The sequence below is a fragment of the Paenibacillus sp. XY044 genome, from assembly GCF_002257645.1.
In the GTDB taxonomy this organism is placed as follows: domain Bacteria; phylum Bacillota; class Bacilli; order Paenibacillales; family Paenibacillaceae; genus Paenibacillus_AQ.
In genome coordinates this window covers 1,102,751-1,120,295 of record NZ_NQMO01000001.1, presented here as the reverse complement: position 1 = coordinate 1,120,295, position 17,545 = coordinate 1,102,751, and the positions used below count along the sequence as shown (strand labels likewise).

At 54.5% G+C, this 17,545-nt stretch carries 15 protein-coding genes; 2 read left to right on the top strand and 13 right to left on the bottom strand.

Annotated features, from left to right (window positions below):
• Positions 1-17 precede the first annotated feature (17 nt).
• The 5 genes from CJP46_RS05255 to CJP46_RS05235 all read right to left on the bottom strand — a co-directional run bounded on the left by CJP46_RS05255 (position 18) and on the right by CJP46_RS05235 (position 5,440).
• The gene (locus tag CJP46_RS05255; protein WP_094594513.1) at positions 18-800 is read right to left on the bottom strand and encodes an ABC transporter ATP-binding protein; all 783 of its coding nucleotides are present in this window, start codon (positions 798-800) and stop codon (positions 18-20) included.
• Positions 801-813: 13 nt separating this feature from the next.
• A complete protein-coding gene (locus CJP46_RS05250) occupies positions 814-1,824 on the bottom strand; it encodes an ABC transporter substrate-binding protein (RefSeq protein WP_094594512.1) in 1,011 nt (336 codons plus the stop codon).
• Positions 1,817-3,271, bottom strand: a complete 1,455-nt coding sequence (locus tag CJP46_RS05245) for an aryl-sulfate sulfotransferase (RefSeq protein ID WP_094594511.1) — start codon at positions 3,269-3,271, stop codon at positions 1,817-1,819. Before CJP46_RS05245 ends, CJP46_RS05250 begins: the two co-directional genes overlap by 8 nt.
• A gap of 33 nt (positions 3,272-3,304) precedes the next feature.
• On the bottom strand, positions 3,305-3,865 hold the full coding sequence (locus CJP46_RS05240) for a MarR family winged helix-turn-helix transcriptional regulator (protein ID WP_256992194.1): 561 nt from the start codon (positions 3,863-3,865) through the stop codon (positions 3,305-3,307).
• Positions 3,866-4,177: 312 nt separating this feature from the next.
• The gene (locus CJP46_RS05235) at positions 4,178-5,440 is read right to left on the bottom strand and encodes an aminotransferase class I/II-fold pyridoxal phosphate-dependent enzyme (RefSeq protein ID WP_094594509.1); all 1,263 of its coding nucleotides are present in this window, start codon (positions 5,438-5,440) and stop codon (positions 4,178-4,180) included.
• Between the two features lie 126 nt (positions 5,441-5,566).
• Between CJP46_RS05235 and CJP46_RS05230 the strand changes: the two genes are divergently transcribed.
• Complete coding sequence (locus tag CJP46_RS05230) at positions 5,567-6,772, top strand: MFS transporter (protein ID WP_094594508.1); 1,206 nt, start codon at positions 5,567-5,569, stop codon at positions 6,770-6,772.
• Positions 6,773-7,165: 393 nt separating this feature from the next.
• Here CJP46_RS05230 and CJP46_RS05225 read toward each other — a convergent pair whose 3' ends face one another.
• The 5 genes from CJP46_RS05225 to CJP46_RS05205 form a co-directional block, all read right to left on the bottom strand.
• A complete protein-coding gene (locus CJP46_RS05225; protein WP_256992192.1) occupies positions 7,166-8,005 on the bottom strand; it encodes a helix-turn-helix transcriptional regulator in 840 nt (279 codons plus the stop codon).
• 171 nt (positions 8,006-8,176) lie between these two features.
• Complete coding sequence (locus CJP46_RS05220; RefSeq protein WP_094594507.1) at positions 8,177-9,166, bottom strand: quinone oxidoreductase family protein; 990 nt, start codon at positions 9,164-9,166, stop codon at positions 8,177-8,179.
• A 97-nt stretch (positions 9,167-9,263) separates the two neighbouring features.
• Positions 9,264-10,634: a chromosomal replication initiator protein DnaA gene (gene dnaA / locus CJP46_RS05215; RefSeq protein WP_094594506.1), complete on the bottom strand. Its 1,371-nt coding sequence runs from the start codon at positions 10,632-10,634 to the stop codon at positions 9,264-9,266.
• Positions 10,635-10,915: 281 nt separating this feature from the next.
• Positions 10,916-12,106: a cytochrome P450 gene (locus CJP46_RS05210; RefSeq protein ID WP_094594505.1), complete on the bottom strand. Its 1,191-nt coding sequence runs from the start codon at positions 12,104-12,106 to the stop codon at positions 10,916-10,918.
• 323 nt (positions 12,107-12,429) lie between these two features.
• Complete coding sequence (locus CJP46_RS05205; RefSeq protein WP_094594504.1) at positions 12,430-13,242, bottom strand: helix-turn-helix domain-containing protein; 813 nt, start codon at positions 13,240-13,242, stop codon at positions 12,430-12,432.
• Positions 13,243-13,380: 138 nt separating this feature from the next.
• On the opposite strand from CJP46_RS05205, the gene CJP46_RS05200 reads away from it, so the two are divergent.
• Positions 13,381-15,351: a glycoside hydrolase family 127 protein gene (locus CJP46_RS05200; RefSeq protein ID WP_179281036.1), complete on the top strand. Its 1,971-nt coding sequence runs from the start codon at positions 13,381-13,383 to the stop codon at positions 15,349-15,351.
• Positions 15,352-15,458: 107 nt separating this feature from the next.
• On the opposite strand, the gene CJP46_RS05195 is transcribed toward CJP46_RS05200, so the two are convergent.
• The 3 genes from CJP46_RS05195 to CJP46_RS05185 form a co-directional block, all read right to left on the bottom strand.
• Positions 15,459-15,950: an SRPBCC family protein gene (locus CJP46_RS05195; RefSeq protein ID WP_094594503.1), complete on the bottom strand. Its 492-nt coding sequence runs from the start codon at positions 15,948-15,950 to the stop codon at positions 15,459-15,461.
• Positions 15,951-15,953: 3 nt separating this feature from the next.
• Complete coding sequence (locus CJP46_RS05190; protein WP_094594502.1) at positions 15,954-16,310, bottom strand: ArsR/SmtB family transcription factor; 357 nt, start codon at positions 16,308-16,310, stop codon at positions 15,954-15,956.
• A 211-nt stretch (positions 16,311-16,521) separates the two neighbouring features.
• Entirely contained in the window at positions 16,522-17,412 is an 891-nt protein-coding gene (locus CJP46_RS05185) for a LysR substrate-binding domain-containing protein (RefSeq protein ID WP_256992191.1), read from the bottom strand.
• Positions 17,413-17,545: the final 133 nt, after the last annotated feature.

Genomic DNA, 17,545 nt, shown 5'->3' with positions numbered 1-17,545 from the left:
ATTCCTCCGATCGGTATCTATTCATCAAAATGGGCCTGAATGCGGTTGTACAGCTCATGGAATTCCGGCGCGGCCAAGTCCCTTGGATACGGGAGCGGCACCTCGTAAATATCGGTGATTCGCGACGATGGACCGGCAGACATGATGCCGATCCTTCCGCCAAGAAGCAGCGCTTCCTGAATGTCGTGGGTGACGAAGATCACCGTTTTGTCGGTTTCCCGCCAGATCTTTACGAGTTCCCGCTGGATCGTTCTTCTGGTCATCGCATCCAGCGCACCGAACGGCTCATCCATCAGCAGAATGCCAGGATCGTTGGACAACACCCGCGCCAGCTGCACACGCTGCTTCATCCCGCCGGAGAGTTCACGGGGGAACTTGCTCTCATGCCCCTTGAGCCCAACCATACCTATAAAGCGGTCGGAGATTTCCTTGCGCTGGGTTGCGGGAATACGCTTCATCCGCAGGCCGAACTCCACGTTCTCCCTGACGGTAAGCCAGGGGAAGAGCGAAGAATCGGCCTGCTGGAAGACGACGGCCCGGTCCTGACCAGGCCGCTCCACCTCCTTCTCTCCCACCCGCAGATGCCCCGAGGTTTTGGACACAAACCCGGCGATCAGGCTGAGCAGCGTGGACTTCCCGCAGCCGCTCGGGCCGAGGAGAACGAAAAACTCCCCTCCCTTCACGACCAGATCGACATCCTGGATAATATAATGCAGATCGCCAGCCGTCTGCAGCTGCTGACTATAGCTTTTGTTCAAGCGCTCAATATAAATCTCGTTTGGTCTGGTTACTGCCCCCATGATCCCAGCCTCCTTATTTCAACTCCATCACACGGTCCGGGAACGCTTTGCGCACCAGGTCCAAATTCAGCTTGTCGTTCAGCTTAAAATCCTTTTCAATTATGCCGGTATCCACCATATATTTTTTCTGGCCGGCCAGCCCGTCGTAAGCCTGCTGGGTAAAGCCGATTTTCCACGGATTCTTCGGCAGATCCTTGAGCGTAGCCTCCTTCGGCTGCTTCACTTCGTCGTACATGATGTCGGCCGTTTCATCCGGATGCGCCTGCACGTAGTCGGATGTTTCGTCAAGCGCCTTGAGCAGTTCGACCAATTCGTCCGGATGATCCTGAATCAGTTTGGTGCCGGCAATCAGACCCGTGCCAAGCCGGACAGGCGTCTTGGTCATATCCGACAGCTCGTGCGCTTCGGGCAGTGCGGCGAACTTGTCGTTCAGCACCGAGCCGTACACCCAGGCCGCATCGATCTCGCCCTTTTTCAGCGCCACATACGTTTCGTCAAATCCTCCCTGCCCGACCAACGTGACGTCTTTCAAAGCAATGCCGATCTGCTGCAAGTAAACGTCCCACAGATAAGGAATGAACGTCCCGCGCGAGTAGCTCAGTTTCTTGCCCTTCAAGTCGGCGGGGCCAGCAATCTCTTTACGGGCAAACATCTTCCATTCGCTCGCGCTCAGATCCGTTGCCGTCCCGGAGGAAGCGAAGATCGCATAGTCGCCTTTACTGACGGCGTTCAGCAGCGGAAAGTCCGCGCCGAAGGCGATATCCACCTGCTTGATGAACAGTGCGTTCACCCCTTCGGCCGGCGTGGCGAAATTGACCAGCTCCGCGTCGATACCGTGTTTTTCGAAAAATCCTTTCTTGGCGGCGACCCGGAAGATCGGATTGGTGGAAATATCGGCGATCTTCACCTTAAGCCGGTGCTCGCTGTCTTTCCCTGAGGCGGTTCCGCATGCGGTGAGCACTACGGAAACCAGCAGAACGGCTGCGGCTATTACGCTGAAGCGTCGATATACACGCCTACTCATCTTGATCCCTTTCCTTCCTGACGACTTCGTCCGTGGTCGCCACGCAGAAGGCGCCTTCGCCATAGGATACGGTCCCTTCGACTTCGACTGCGGAGATCGCGCCCCGTGGTGCCGCGCCCGGCAGCCGGTAATCGGCAACGTCGATCGGAGTGATTTCCGTCTCCACCGGCTTCTCCAACTGTGGAATCCATTCGTAAGGTACACGGTAGGCACGGTAGACCATATTTGCGTTTCTGGTGTTTTTATATGGAGAAATGTATTCCCACACGAGCTCATGCTCCCGCGTCACTTCAAAGATCCTTCCGTCCGCCCCTTCGGTAATGAGCGTGTTGCCGTTAGGCAGCCGCTGCGCTGAGCTGATATAAGGGCTGTAGAAACGATAGGAATCCAATGGCGCCTGGAATCCGGCTTCGGTCGGCGTGTACTGCCATTCAATTTCCAGCGTAATCGGATGAATCTCCAGAATCCGCGAATGGTCGCGGCGCGCCACCTTGACGCCGTCCGGCGATTCGGGGTTCGGGCTGCCATAGCCGCCCCAGCCGCCGTTATCGAATACCAGAATATTGCCCTCTCCCGGAAGTCCCTTCGGAATCAAATGAGCATGGTGCTGTCCGATGATCCAGCCGATATGTTTGGTGTCTTCGCTGGAATAGTCCGGGCCGAGCTTCCATACGATATTCCCGGTCCGTTTATCGATGATCGCGATAATGTTGGATTCCCTGGCATCCCAAATAAGGTTATCCGGATGAAAGCGCTCGTCGCCTGCATCATAGTGCTTATTCGGACCCAGCACCGATACGGAGTTGATATGCATCCAGTCCCCGGAATACGTGCCAAACGCCCGGGTATTCGGGTCCCGGTACAATGCCTCCTTCGCGGCTTCGTCAAAGCCGAGCTCTTCGAAGTGATCGCTGACGGCCCATTCCCAGACGACATTCCCCTCCCAGTCCACTTCAATGATCGTGTCATCCAGCAGTTCGATGTCCGAAATTTCCGGACGGTTTACGTTTTTATGCGCAAGAATGATCGTGTTGCCCGAACCGACTTTCGGGTCGGCTCCAGGCACGTAATATCCGACCGGATTGCCTTCCCGTTGGTAGTCATGATGCTGGCGCGCCATCCATTGCGCCGGATGTTCCGGATCCTCAATCCATTCGTACCGGTCGAATTTCCAGACGATATTGCCGTCCCAATCGACTTGAACCAGATTGGCTTCGTCCTGAAAACCATACTTTGGATCCCGTTCGGCGGTACTGCCCAGCACATAGCCTCCAGGGAATATTTTGTTCGGAAAACCACGCAGCCCCTTCCACAAATGCACCTCTTTGCCGTTCATGTCGATCAGCAGCGCACCCGTATCAGCCGCCTGGTATATGGTGTAACCGCTCCATGCCTTCCCCGGTTGGTATACGGTCGTTCCTGTCGGATAAATGGTTGGATGTCCCATATGATCTGTCTCCCTTCCCTGCTCACAATGAAATTAATATGAAATAAAACGGTTGGGTCTCTGCGCCGCCTTCCGGTGATCGGGAGGCGGCTCCTCAGCGTTCCCCGCTGGATGCGCCTGCTTCAGCACGGCGTCGGCAAAGCCTTCCAAATGTTCGTAGAGTCTCTTGAAATTAACGATTTGTTCCTCTAGTTCCTTGGCCGTAAAGCCTTCAAAGATGCGTTCAATCATGTATGTACCTGCGTCCCGGTTGCGTGCAAGCATGTCCCTGCCCTTATCCGTAATGTCCAAGACAACGGATCTGCGGTCGGTCTCTGAGCGCTTTCGCTGCGCGAAACCGAGCGATTCCAGCTTGTCGCAAACGGCGGTCACCGCGCCTGTGGTAAAGTCCAGCCGTTCGGCCAGATCTCCGAGTTTCTGCTCGCCTTCATGCAGGATCGCGTTCAGCATAAGCATGCCCGGAAGGGATACGCCTTCAATGGAAATTTTGTCACGCTCCTTGACGAATCTCCGAACCAGCCTGCGAAAATGCCAATCGGCTTCCTCCATGAACAGCCATTGCTTCTCTTCCATATCTCTCCTTTCAACGTTCATCAACCACCACCATCGCTCTCCCCATAGAGTAGCGGCCTTGACGCATCAACAAGCCTGTTGATTAAAAAAAGGCTCCTGAATGCCATCGCCGCAAGAAACGGTATGGATTACAGGAGCCTTTGGTGGACCAATCGGCTGATATTTAATTTAATGTTAAAATAATGACGGTTCATTTAATGAATGTTAATCTATTGGCTTGACGTAAGATTAAACCAATTATTCTCACCTGTCAAGTAGGAATTAAATCTTTTGTTTCCAGCACAGAACAACCCCGTTCCAAAGAGCAGGGTTGTTCTGTTAAATCTCGGAATGTCACTTCATAGATGCACTTCCAAGCATCGATATAAAGGTTCCTATCCGGGCAGCCGCTTCCCTCAGACGCTCCTCCTCCTGGACAAGTGCAATCCGCACATAACCTTCCCCTTCCGAACCGAAACCGTCCCCGGGGATCACCGCCACCCCAGTGGCGAGCAGAAGCTCCCGGGCAAACTGCCGGGAACTCCAAGGCTCAGCGCCTTGCAGGAAGGCAGCCGGCAGCTTCGCCCATGCAAACATCGTCGCCTTCGGCTTGGGTACGTCCCAGCCCTCCCGCGCCAGCGCATCGATCAGCGCGTCCCGGCGGCGTTCGTACAAACCGGCCACCCCGGATGCTGACTGCGAGGGATCCATCGCCTGCTCCAAAGCGACGATCGCCGCCAACTGGATCGGTCCGAAGACGCCGTAATCGATGTTGTTCTTCAGCTCCAGCAGCGAAGCGAGGACTTCGCGGTTACCGGCCAGAAACCCGATCCGGCAGCCTGCCATATTGAAGCTTTTGGAGAACGAATGGAACTCGACCGCCGTTTCGATCGCACCGGGAATTTCCAGAATGCTTGGGGGCCGGTAACCGTCAAAGCCCATTTCCGAATAGGCCAGATCATGAACGATTAGCACGTTCCACTTCTTGGCAAGTGCGACAAGCCGTTCAAAGTACGGTCGGTCCGCTGCGGCCGCAATCGGGTTGCCGGGGAAGTTCAGCAGAATAAATACCGCCTGCTCCCAAATTTCGTCCGGAATACTCTCCAAATCCGGCAGGAAATCGTGTTCCTCCTGCAGCGGCAGATGGTAAGCCCTCACGCCCGCAATGGCCAGCGAACCGGCATAGATCGGATATCCCGGATTCGGGACGATCGCCAGGTCGCCGGGATTGCAGACAGCCTGGGCCAAATGCGCCAGCCCGTCCTGCGAGCCCATCAGGGACAGCACTTCCTCCTTCGGGTCCAGGCGCACATGGAAGCGGTGCTCAATCCAGGCGGCGCATTTCTCCCGGAACGCATCGCTTCCCGCCGAGCCGGGATAAGTATAGTTTCTTGGGTCAAGCACGGCTTCGCTTAAGGCGCGCCGCACCGTCTCCGTGGGACCGAGATCCGGGCTCCCGATGCTCAGGTCAATCAGGTCACGCCCGGCCATCTCGGCTTCTTTCTTCCAAGCGGCTACCTCCGCGAAAATAGAAGAACCAAGACGCGACAGCTTATCCGCGCGCCATGGTCTGGTTGCATGTTTCGTCAAATCCGTCCACCTGCTTTTTTCTTTCATTATAGCATGCTTTCAAGCAGAGGCTCCCTCCTTGCCGCACGGTTCGACAAATTTCTTATTGACTTGAAAAGCCTTTCATCCTGTAAGATCAAAGAAAAAAACAGACAACCAGGAGAAGAGAGAACCATGACAACTAAAAATGAAACCATTCTGATCTTTGCCTTCACCTTTGCCGCGTTCGTGATGGGGACGACCGAATACGTTATCGTCGGCCTGCTGAAAGATATCAGCGTCAGTTTAGGCGTTTCCCTGGCGGCCGCCGGCATCCTCGTATCCAGCTTCGCCATCGCTTATGCGGTCGGTACACCGTTTGCCGTCAGCCTCTTGGGACGAGTCCCCCGGCATGTGACTATATTGTCGGGTTATGCAGTCCTGCTGCTGCTGAACGCCCTGACGATTTTCGCCGGCACGTTTGCCCTGATGTTTGTGATCCGGGTCATGACGGCCATCTTGTGCGGATTGACGCTGTCGCTGGCCATTGCCGCAGCCAGTGAGCACATCCATGCTTCCCGCCGTGCAGGCGCCGTCGCATGGATTATCGGCGGCTTCTCGATCGCTAACGTCCTTGGTGTGCCGGTGGGTACCTATATCGGCCAGCTGCTCGGATGGCGAGCGGCATTTATCGTCACTTCTGCGGTGGGCATCATCCCGCTGTTCATCATTGCTTCGGTTCTGCCCAAGAGCGATACGATCAGCATCAGCTCCATGAAACAGCAGTTTGCCTTATTCGCGAGCCGCCGCATCCGGCTGGCTTTCTTGATTCCGGTGCTCGGCGTCGGTTCGGTCTTTATCGTATATACATATATCACGCCTATCCTTGAGAACGTGCTCGGTATTCCGAAACAGTGGACCAGCGCCGTGCTGCTCGGTTACGGCGGCCTGACCATCTTGAGCAATTGGATCGGGGCCAAGATAGCCGAAGGGGATTCGCGGGCCAAGCTCAAAATCGTATTCATCATACAAAGCCTGATGATGCTGGCCCTTGCCCTTAGCTTGGGCTACACCTGGGCTGCCGTCCTCTGCCTGATGCTCATCGCTTTGTTCTCGTACGCCCTGAGCGCTGCCGTTCAGCTGTATCTGATCGATCTCGCCGACGCCTCGGCCGGCGGGTCCAAAGACTTTGCTTCGACCCTGATGCCGGTAGCTTCCAATCTTGGCATCGCATGCGGATCTCTGCTGGGGAGCCTTGTCGTCGACAGCATCGGTTTGGCCTATTTACCGTGGGCTGCCCTGGCTTTTTCCATCGGCGCTTTTGTCGTCACGGCCCGCTGCCATCAGCTGGATCAAGAGCATTTGAAAATCGGGGCAGCCGCCCGGATTCACACGATGTAGCCGGTTAAGCAAGTCACGCTTACGGACTCCACAAGAAAAACGTTTATCGACGTACATTCAAAGGAGACAGACCGCGTTTAGAGGAAGTTTTTCTTGCGAGATCAGGATGTTTAGCCTCAAGAAGTTTATACTTTCTGATCTCTAAAGAAAAACGTTTATCGACGTGCAATCAAAGGAGACAGACCGCGTTTAGAGGAAGTTTTTCTTGCGAGATCAGGATGTTTAGCCTCAAGAAGTTTATACTTTCTGATCTCTAAAGAAAAACGTTTATCGACGTACATTCAAAGAAGACAGACCGCATTTAGAGGAAGTTTTTCTTGCGAGATCAGGATGTTTAGCCTCGGAAGTTTATACTTTCTGATCTCTTCAAAAACGCCGCAGCCGGACGACCGGTTACGGCGTTTTTTGCGCATCAAGGTTCAGCTTCTCCTCGGTTCCGGTTCCGGCCATCGGAGAATAGACACAGCAGTGAAGGTCTTCATTGCCGTTAATATGGGCAAAGGTGCTGATTTCAAAAGATAACGCACCAAGGTCGGGGTGGTTCAGCAGAAATGGCTGCACCTGCTTCTCCCGGACATCGTGACGATCCCATAACACCGCAAATTCCGCGCTTTCCTCGGACAGCCTTTGGGCAAACGCCTCATACCAAGGGTCTCCCTTTGACTGGCCGTGGTACGCACGGAGAATGGCGGCACTGTATCCGGCAAACTCTTCCCAGTTCAGGACGCGGTCCCGCAAAAACGGATTCATGAAGATGGACCAGACCATATTGCGGCCCATCAACGGGTCTGCCAGAAAGTCATATAACAATCGGGGCGCCTGATGGTTCCAAGCCATGATTTCCGTTCGGCGGTTGACCAGAATCGCGGGATAATGCAGCTGATCAATGATCTTCTGCAGTCCCGGCTCAATCAGTGAAACCGTCATCGGCGCGGACCAGTCCGGAAGATCGCCGAATCCCGCCAGCCGCATCACATGCTGCTTCTCGTCGGGAGACAGGAGCAGTGCCCTGGCGATGTTCTCCATGACTTCCCTGGAAGCGGCCACGTCTCTCCCCTGCTCCAGCCACGTGTACCAAGTGGTGCTGACATTAGCGATTTCCGCCACCTCTTCACGGCGAAGTCCAGGGGTTCTCCTTCTCCCGTATCCCCCGCTGATACCGACATCCGCCGGTTGAAGCCTTTCTCTGCGCGACTTTAAAAAATCCCCGAGCATATTCCGGGTTTGCATCATAGAAGTATCACCTCCCGGATGTACAACGTTCATTCTACTGTCACGTTCAAATGATACCATCCATTCCACCGCAAAAGAAAGCCTCCACTCCGCGCTCAGCGGGCAAGAGGCTTCAGGATCATAACCTGCAGGCTTAATAGGGTTCTGGCCGGGAACGTGGAGCGGCGGCGCCTAGCTCATCTGCAAAACCAATTTGCCCGTCGTTCGCCCGCTCTCGAGCAGCCGGTGCGCTTCGGATGCATTCTCCATCGGATAAATGCCCTGCACCTCCGCGCGGACCTCTCCGCTTGCGAGCAGCTGCAGCGCATCCCTTGCCGCCCGGCCCACGGCAACCGGATCATATGCGGCATACGCCCCAAGGTTGAAGCCGGCGATGTTCTGGTTGCCCAGCCAAATATCGTTCGTAGGATGCATCAGTTCACCGCCGCTGGCATTGCCCAAAGCGATGATCTGCCCCAGCGGTTTCAGGAGCTCGAGGCTGCGGGCCCGTGTCTCTCCGCCGACCGGGTCAAATACGGCGTCGACCCCTTGTGCCCCCGCAATCCGCTTCGCTTCGTCCACAAAATCGGATCGCAGCAGCAGTTCGTCGTATCCGAGCGATGAGGCCAGCTTGATTTTATCCGGCGAACCAACCGTCCCCAGCACCGTACCTGCACCAAATTGCTTGGCGATTTGCCCCAGAAAGCTGCCGAGACCGCCTGCGGCGGCATGAACGAGCACGGTGTCCCCCTCCCTCATCCGGTTCACTTGCTTGACCGCGAAATAGGCGGTCGTCAAGTTGACGATGGAGGCTGCCGCCTCAGCCAAGTTCAGATCGCCTCCAAGCGCATCGAGCGGTACCGTAAGCTGCGGTGTTACCCTGGCCTGGGTGGCGTATCCGCCAACCTCGAGCAGCTTCATGGAAGCGACCGGCTGGCCGATCCGAAACCCTTCAACCCCGTCCCCTATGGAGCGGACATATCCGGATACCTCAAGTCCTGGAATGACCGGAAACGGAAACAGCTCCCTAAACTCGCCTCTGCGGATCAATATATCCACGAGCCCGACTCCCGCAAACGCTACGTCCACGATCATCTCCCCGTATCTTGGCGCAAGATCCGGCATTTCCTTCATCATAAGCACCTCTGCACCGCCTGCTCTTTCAATAACGATCGATTTCATCTGAAATTCCTCCCTGGTCGATTATTTATGGGGTTATCATACCAAGGAGGGTCTGAGGCAGACAGGTTCAGGTTATACGGGTATAAAAAGTAACAGGCTACACCCGCGGCTGGATGCGGCTTTTAATATGTTCGGACAGCTGGCTTACGATTTGCTGAATTTCCTGATCCTCGCGGATGACCGAAGCGATTTTTTCATGGGCGTGAATGACGGTCGTATGGTCCCTCCCGCCAAAGGCTTCCCCGATTTTCGGCAGCGAATAATCGGTCAGCTCCCTGGACAGATACATGGCAATTTGGCGGGGAAAGGCGACGGCCTTGGTCCGTTTGCGCGCTTTAAAATCTTCAAGGCGCAGTCCATAATAGTCCCCCACCCGCTCCTGGATGTCCTGAATCGAAATCATTTGGGGACGGGTCTGCGAGATCATATTTTTCAAAGCTTCGGCTGTCATGTGTACGGTGATGTCCTGATTGACGAGGGAGGAATAAGCGATGACGCGGATGAGAGCCCCTTCGAGCTCACGGACGTTCGTATGGATATGGCTGGCGATGTAAACCATCGCTTCGTTCGGGATGTCGAGATGCTCCGCCTTCGCTTTCTTGCGCAGGATGGCGATCCGGGTCTCCAGATCCGGCGGCTGGATATCCGTAATAAGTCCCCACTCAAAGCGGGAGCGCAGCCGTTCCTCCAGCGTGGGGATTTCTTTGGGCTGACGGTCGCTGGAGATGATGATCGCTTTCCCCATTTCCTTCAGGGCGTTGAAGGTATGAAAAAATTCTTCCTGCGTCTGCTCCTTGCCGGCGATGAACTGGATGTCGTCAATCAGAAGCACGTCGATGTTACGGTATTTGCTTCGGAAAGCTTCGCCGCGATTGTTCATAATGGCGTTGATAAATTGGTTGGTGAACTTCTCGGATGATAAATAGAGCACCTTGGACTGCGGATTGTGCTCCAGTACATAGTGGCCGATCGCATGCATCAAGTGGGTTTTACCCAGGCCGACGCCGCCGTACAAAAAAAGCGGGTTGTACGCCCTGCCCGGCGCCTCGGCCACAGCCAGTGCAGCTGCATGCGCAAAGCGGTTGCCGAGTCCGACGACGAACGTATCGAAGGTGTATTTAGGATTCAGCATGGCGGCAAAAGCTAGATCGTTCAGGGGATGATCCTCTATGAGGGCAACCGGCTCGGATGGTAATGACTTTCTCTCCGTCTCCAGTTCCTCCTGGGTAATAATACGCAGCGCCGGCTGAGCATCCAGGCATTCGTGAACCGCTGTCAAAATGAGCTTGGTATACCGATTCTCCAGCCATTCCTGCGTAAACGTATTGGGGGTGCTGATCGACAGGACGTTATCCTGCAAACTGACGGCCCTAGTTGATTTCAGCCAGGTATCATAGCTTGGCTTGCTGATCTTCTTCTGAATCATGGACAAGACCTGGTGCCATAATTCTTCGACTTGCCTTTCCACGGGCGTTCAACTCCTTATACATCGGTAAAACGAAATCATCATCCCGGCGGGCTTACGCAAAAAGACATCCGTTCTTCCCTGCAAATGCTGTTCCTGGAACCATCGCAGTAAAGGGATGCCTTAGATCATTCTGCTTATGTACAAGCTGCTATTTTCTATTCTAGCATATCCGGGAGCCTCCAAGAAATATGGAGAGCTCCCGAAGTTGGGAATCCGTCAGCTCACCTTGCCGGTTAAGCCCTTTGAAACAAGGCGGAAACACGTTTGAAGATAACCGGACTTTATCTGCGGCTCATCGTGATCGGATAATTTTTGACGCCGAAGACAAAAGAGCTTTGGATCGGCTGAAGGTCAGTTCCCGCAGCTCTGCTTAGATCCTTGAACCTGTCGAGGAGCGCCTGGAACGCGATCTTCCCTTCTAACCTGGCCAGTGGAGCCCCCAGGCAGAAGTGAATGCCGAAGCCAAACGTCATATGCGGATTCGGTTTACGGTCCAGATGGAAGCCGTCCGGGTCGTCGAACCGGGACTCGTCGCGGTTGGCGGCTCCCACCCAGGAGATGACCTGAGCCCCCTGTTCAATCGTCTGCTCCCCGATTTGCACTGTCTCTGCGGTTTTTCGCCCGATCGCGATGATCGGCGGGTAGTAGCGCAGCACTTCCTCAATAAAGGACGGTATGAGGTCCGGCGCTTGATGCAGCTGCTCCTGCAGCTCCGGTCTTTCGGTCAGCACGCGCACGCCGCTCGTGATCAGGTTCGTCGTCGTTTCGTTTCCGGCAGCCAGCAGCAGCACGCAGAAGCTGATAATATCTTTTTCCGACAGCTTCTCACCTTCAATTTCAGCGTTCAGCAGCGCAGTAACCAGATCTTCCTGCGGTTCTGCAGCCCGCTGAGCCATAATCCCCTTAAAATATTCGGACAGCTCCCCCATCGCTTTTATCCGCTTGTCGGTAATCCGCTGAAATGCTTCGTCGGAGAGGTCGTCGGCACTTTCCACCAGAATATCGGACCAGTGCTTAAACTTGTCCCGATCTTCCTTCGGTGCACCCAGCAGTTCGGCAATGACGATGACCGGCAGCGGGGTGGCAAATTCGCCGGATATGTCCATGGCCCCATCCGTTACCGAATCGAGCAGCTGCTCGGCGATGGACTGGATGCGGGGAGTCAGCTCTTGAATGGCCTTGGGGGTAAACGCTTTACTGACCAGGTCGCGCATTTGCTTATGCTTGGGCGGATCCATAAATAGAATGGACCCGCCTGCACCCGCTCCACGCTCGGAGGAAAAGGTTTTGGAATCCTTCAAAATGCGCTGTACATCTTCGTAGCGGAAGACGTCCCAGCAGTTTCTGCTGCTGTCGTAACGCACCGGCGTTTCTTTTCTAAGCTGACGGAAGATATCAAAGGGAAATAACATTCGGTCCGGGGTAGAAACCTCGGCCATGTTCAGCATGTTGGCGTATTTTTCCTGTATCATCGAGTTCAAATCCTTTCCTCAAGTATCATGCAATCGTGTGCAAAATCTTCTGAAGACCGCCACACTTTGATATGCGGCAGGGTATCAACATCGATCTAGAAAAATGATAGCACGATTCAAATGGGCGCCTCGACTTACCCAGGTTGTATTTTTGGGAGGTACTTAAGCATGACAAGCAGCTCTCTTCGCACGGATGATCCGGATGTCGACACGTCCAAAAGGGCCATAAAGTTGGTGTTACCCAAAAAAACAGAGTCCGGAAGAATCAATTTCTCCGCGAAACCCTGTTTGCTTCCATCCGGACGACCGGTATGATTCCATACTTAGGTCTTGTTCAAACGCGTTGCCGAAAACGCCTGTCGGTACTCCGTCGGGGTAACGCCGGAGAGCCGCTTGAACCATTTAATAAACTGCTTGTCGTCTTCAATGCCGACCCTGTCCGCAATTTCCTTAATATGCAGCTTGCTCGATACGAGCAGTTCCCTGGCCGCTTCCAGCCGGATCCGGTGAATGTAATTCCTGAGGCCCGTCCCGAATCTTTGTTTGAACATCCGGGACAAATAATTCCGGTTATACCCCATATGGATCGCCACCCGGTCGACGGACATATGCTTCTCGAGGGCATGCAGACGGGTCCATTCCAGCAGCTCTGACAGACGGGGGTCCATGGCTTCGGACGCACCTGCATCGTGCAGCTGCTCCGCCAATTCAATCAGCAGCGACGTCAGAAAATAGTCCCCTGCCTGCTTCAGGCGGTATCCCCCGCTCGCCGCATGCAATAGCTGCCTGGCCAAAATGTGAACCCGGCTCGGCTCCGGACAGTGCGCATAATGAGGTATGGCACCGTCCGGCTCTCCGCCAGTATCCGGCGGAAGCAGAAAATGAAACCAGTAAAATGAAACACCGGGAGAGGACAACCTGTATCCGCGGTGCTTCTCTCCCGGCCGCAGCAGCAGCATATCCCCTGCCTTCACTTCGTACAGCTGGCCGCCCGCTTCAAGAAAGACCACCCCCGATACGCCGATGATCAGTTCATAATCGGTAATGGTTCGTTCCATATGGGACCAATCCTCATCGCTGACAAATTGTCCCCCCATTTGGAGCTTGTAGGGTTGTTGTAGATAAATAGGCAGCATGACAATCCTCCTGCTCGTCTGTTGAACATCAATTTAGTGGGCTAATGACACTTTTTATGCACGTTCCACTACCGACAATCCTTGGCCTGATTCGATATGATAAAGCTGCAGATGATGATGTAAGGAGTGAACGAAAACTTGTCTACCAAAAATGCGCCAACCCATCCACAGCCGCTTGATTTGAAATCCGTCCACATCACAGACTCCTATTGGTCAAATCACGTGGACCTTATCAAGCATACCGTGATTCCCTATCAGTGGGAAGCCCTGAATGACCGTGTTCCGGATGCCGAACCCAGCCATGCGATCCGCAACTTCCGGATTGCGGCAGGACTTGAAGAAGGCAGCTTTGCCGGATTCGTTTTTCAGGATACCGACCTGTATAAATGGCTGGAAGCCGTCGGATATTCGCTGGCCCAAACCCCGGACTCTGATTTGGAAAAAGTCGCCGATGAAGCGATCGATCTGATCGGAGCCGCACAGCAGGAAGACGGTTATCTGAACACGTACTTTACGATTGACAAGCTCGAACAGCGCTGGACCAATCTGATGGACTGCCATGAAATGTACACGGCCGGTCATCTGATCGAAGCAGCGGTCGCCTATTATTACGGCACGGGCAAAACCAAGCTTCTTGACATTGCGTGCAAGGTAGCCGACCATATCGACAACCGCTTTGGACTGGAAGAAGGCAAAATCCGCGGTTATGACGGCCACCAGGAAATTGAGCTTGCCCTAGTCAAGCTGTACCATGCGACAGGTGAAGCCAAATACCTGAATCTTGCCAGCTTTCTGATCGATGAACGCGGGCAGGAGCCGAGCTTTTTCCAGGAGGAATTTGAACGGCGCGGCCGGATTTCGCACTGGGCACCCGGTGTCGTTCAGCAGGGTCCCGCGAATCTTGCCTACCATCAGGCCCACAAGCCGGTAAGGGAGCATGAAGCAGCGACTGGCCATGCGGTGAGAGCCGTCTACATGTATACGGCCATGGCCGACCTGGCTCTGCTTAAAGGAGACAACGCTTTGCTGGAAGCCTGCCGCCGCTTGTGGGACAACGTCGTGCAGAAGCAAATGTATGTCACGGGTAGTATCGGCTCTACCCATCACGGCGAGGCATTTACGTTTGACTATGACCTGCCGAACGACACGAATTACAGCGAGACCTGCGCATCGATCGGTCTGATCTTTTTTGCCCAGCGGCTGCTTCAGAACGAAGTGAAGGGCGAATACGCCGACGTAATGGAGCGTGCGCTATATAATACCGTAACCGCAGGGATTGCTGGCGACGGTAAGCATTATTTTTACGTGAACCCGATGGAGGTGTGGCCTGCGGCCAGCGAAGGCAACCCCGGCAAGCGTCACATCAAGGCGGTTCGGCAAAAATGGTACGGCTGCGCCTGCTGCCCGCCGAACGTCTCGCGCCTCCTCTCCTCGCTCGGACAATATATTTACTCGGCGAACGATGAGGCACTGTTCGTGCATCTGTACGTCGGCAGCCGGATCGGACACAAGGTTGCCGGACGCAGCGTTCAGCTGGAAATGGAGAGCCATTTGCCTTGGGAAGGCCAGGTCCGCCTGAATGTGCTGGAAGCGGATGGCGCGGGTGACTTCACGATTGCGTTTCGTCTTCCAGGCTGGTCTTCGACAAGCACAATCCTTGTAAATGGCCAGCCTGCCCAGTATGAGCTGCGGGACGGCTATGCCTATATTCGCCGGAACTGGCAGGCCGGTGACACGGTTGAGCTAGAGTTCGATATGCAGCCGCGGCGAATCTATGCCCACCCGAACCTGCGTGCCAGCAGCGGAAAAGTTGCGCTGCAGCGCGGTCCGCTCGTATACTGCCTCGAGGAGACCGACAATGGAGCTCCGCTTGCTTCCTTAAGTCTTCCGGCAGATGCCGAGCTGCAGGTTGTCGTGGACGAATGGCGCGGCGGCGTCGCTGTGATCGAGGCGGAAGGCATCCGTGCCGGGACTCCGCCGGAGGCGCCGAACGATCTCTACAGTACAGCCCGGCCGCAGCTGCAGCAGCAGCGACTTCGGGCGGTCCCTTACACGCTGTGGGGCAACCGGGAGCCCGGCGAAATGACGGTATGGATTCGCGATAGTTGATTCCAATCAACAACTCATATGAAGGCATTGCAGCACAAAACGCTCCAGAGACGGATCTGGAGCGTTTTGCTTTTATATACAGCTCACGGATGGTGTGAGAAACATCGTTAGGCCAGACTGGCGGCAAGTTTGTCGAGAGACTGGTTCATGCCAGTGACCGCGTTGTCGGCCATTGGACCCGGGCTCCAGTTGGACTCTCGGATGATCAGTTCGGTTTGATTCCCTTTGGAGACGAAATCAATGATGAAATCGACCACAGCAGGGAAGTCCTCCGGCATGCCGACCTCGGAAGGCCTAACCGCGTTTCCGTCCGCATCGGCTAAAACCTGCGTAAATTCAAGGCGCTGCTGCGGAATGATTCGTTTGTAGACGCCCGCGGAGTAATAATCCTGCCCGCCAAAGCTTTCCGGCGCGCGCATGCAGAACAAGTAGCTGCCCCCTTCGCGAAGATCGATCTTGCACGATGGCGAGCTGAAGTGGGCCGGTCCCCACCATTTGATGACCAGGCTGGGATCCGTCCAGGCATCCCAGACCAAATCGACCGGATAATCAAACACACGCGTAATGACGAGTTCCTGCTTGCTGGCACTATGATTCATTATTCATTCTCCTTTATTTTCATTATTCGCCTGAATGGCTTTTCGTTTGGCCATCTCTTCAGCGAGCACGCGGTCCATGGCATCGAGCCTTCCATCCCATTGCTGACGGATCGTTTGAGCCCAATGTTCAAGCTCTTTGACCGGATCGATGTTCAATGAATAGATGCGCTGCTGCGCCCTTTTCTCAACTCGGACAAGCTGCGTTTCCCGAAGAATTTTCAAATGCTGGGAAATGGCCTGCGGGCTCACATCAAAACGTTCGTAGATCTGTGTGGCGGATAATTCGGGATTCCCGGCCAGCAATTCGAGGATGCCGCGACGTGTAGGATCTGCCAGTGCGGAAAACGTATCATTTGCCATAAGGTGATGCTGTCTCCCCTCCCTTTTCCCAAGTCCGCCTCCCGGCGGTCGTCCTGTGTGTTGAGCGAAGCTTAGTTAGTTCATGTAATAAATTTGACTGCTAAGTTGGTGAACCCTAGGATCATCAGGTAAAAGATGGTTCAACTATCTCTGTTGTTATAATAAACCATTTTCTTAATAAAGTAAATCCTTAAATAAGAAAAGGTATTGTTTATTGATCGTTTCGCGCACGAAAATATTCGATGATAAAAGACCGAAACAAGTCGGCGGAGGGAGGAAGCTTCCGGTCCTCGACCCAGGCCAGTCCAATTTCCCGGCGGCAATAAGGCTCCGTCACGCGCAGCCGCTTGACCTTTCCGTGTTCGATACCCGAAAAAGCCGGGATAATCGTGACTCCAAGTCCTGCGGATACAAGCCCCGCGGCGGTCATAATATCGTCTCCCTCAAACCGGATCTGCGGTTCAAAACCGGCTTCGCCGCAAAACCGTTCCATCAGCGTCCGGACGCCATAACCCGGCTTAAACGATATAAACGGTTCGCCGGCCACCTCCTCAAGCCGGATGGACTCCCGTTCCGCAAGCCGGTGATCCGCAGGGACATAAACATACATTTCTTCCTCAACGAGCTTGTGCCAGACGACTCCAGGCTCCCCGCCGAACGGACCGATAATACACAAGTCCACCTCGCTTCGCAGCAATTGCGGCACAATGACCGTCGTCGGATTCTGATACAGCGCGAATTCAACGTCCGGGTACTTGCGATTGAAGCTCGCGATGACATCCGGCAGCCTGTGAACGCCAAACGACATCAAAAACGCAATCGATACTTTGCCTGCATACGGATCATGGAATTGGCGGATCTCTTCGATCCCGTCCTCTATTTCCTGTAAGGCCCGTTCCACTCTGGCCAAAAACAGCTTTCCCGTTTCATTCAGCTGCACTGAACGGCCATGCCGGTCAAACAGCTGTACCCCCAGCTCTTTTTCCAGCTTCGTCATTGACCGGCTGAGTGCCGGTTGGGAAATAGCCAGCTGCTCCGCTGATTTGATGAAATGCTCCAGCCTGGCCACGACACGGAAATACTCCAGCTGCTGCCATTCCATGATTGCCTGTCCCTCTTTCTCGCCCCTCATAACTCAGAAGCATTAATTTGATAATTTTAATTCATTATACAACATAAGCGATCCAGGCGTATACTTAGGGACGTTATAAAAAGAATCGTCCAGAACTTAACAA

Excerpts from the sequence above, each read along its gene's own strand:
- CJP46_RS05255 (WP_094594513.1), bottom strand. The coding sequence starts at position 800 with ATGGGGGCAGTAACCAGACCAAACGAGATTTATATTGAGCGCTTGAAC.
- CJP46_RS05250 (WP_094594512.1), bottom strand. The coding sequence starts at position 1,824 with ATGAGTAGGCGTGTATATCGACGCTTCAGCGTAATAGCCGCAGCCGTT.
- CJP46_RS05245 (WP_094594511.1), bottom strand. The coding sequence starts at position 3,271 with ATGGGACATCCAACCATTTATCCGACAGGAACGACCGTATACCAACCG.
- CJP46_RS05240 (WP_256992194.1), bottom strand. The coding sequence starts at position 3,865 with ATGAACGTTGAAAGGAGAGATATGGAAGAGAAGCAATGGCTGTTCATG.
- CJP46_RS05235 (WP_094594509.1), bottom strand. The coding sequence starts at position 5,440 with ATGAAAGAAAAAAGCAGGTGGACGGATTTGACGAAACATGCAACCAGA.
- CJP46_RS05230 (WP_094594508.1), top strand. The coding sequence starts at position 5,567 with ATGACAACTAAAAATGAAACCATTCTGATCTTTGCCTTCACCTTTGCC.
- CJP46_RS05225 (WP_256992192.1), bottom strand. The coding sequence starts at position 8,005 with ATGATGCAAACCCGGAATATGCTCGGGGATTTTTTAAAGTCGCGCAGA.
- CJP46_RS05220 (WP_094594507.1), bottom strand. The coding sequence starts at position 9,166 with ATGAAATCGATCGTTATTGAAAGAGCAGGCGGTGCAGAGGTGCTTATG.
- CJP46_RS05210 (WP_094594505.1), bottom strand. The coding sequence starts at position 12,106 with ATGATACAGGAAAAATACGCCAACATGCTGAACATGGCCGAGGTTTCT.
- CJP46_RS05205 (WP_094594504.1), bottom strand. The coding sequence starts at position 13,242 with ATGCTGCCTATTTATCTACAACAACCCTACAAGCTCCAAATGGGGGGA.
- CJP46_RS05195 (WP_094594503.1), bottom strand. The coding sequence starts at position 15,950 with ATGAATCATAGTGCCAGCAAGCAGGAACTCGTCATTACGCGTGTGTTT.
- CJP46_RS05190 (WP_094594502.1), bottom strand. The coding sequence starts at position 16,310 with ATGGCAAATGATACGTTTTCCGCACTGGCAGATCCTACACGTCGCGGC.
- CJP46_RS05185 (WP_256992191.1), bottom strand. The coding sequence starts at position 17,412 with ATGGAATGGCAGCAGCTGGAGTATTTCCGTGTCGTGGCCAGGCTGGAG.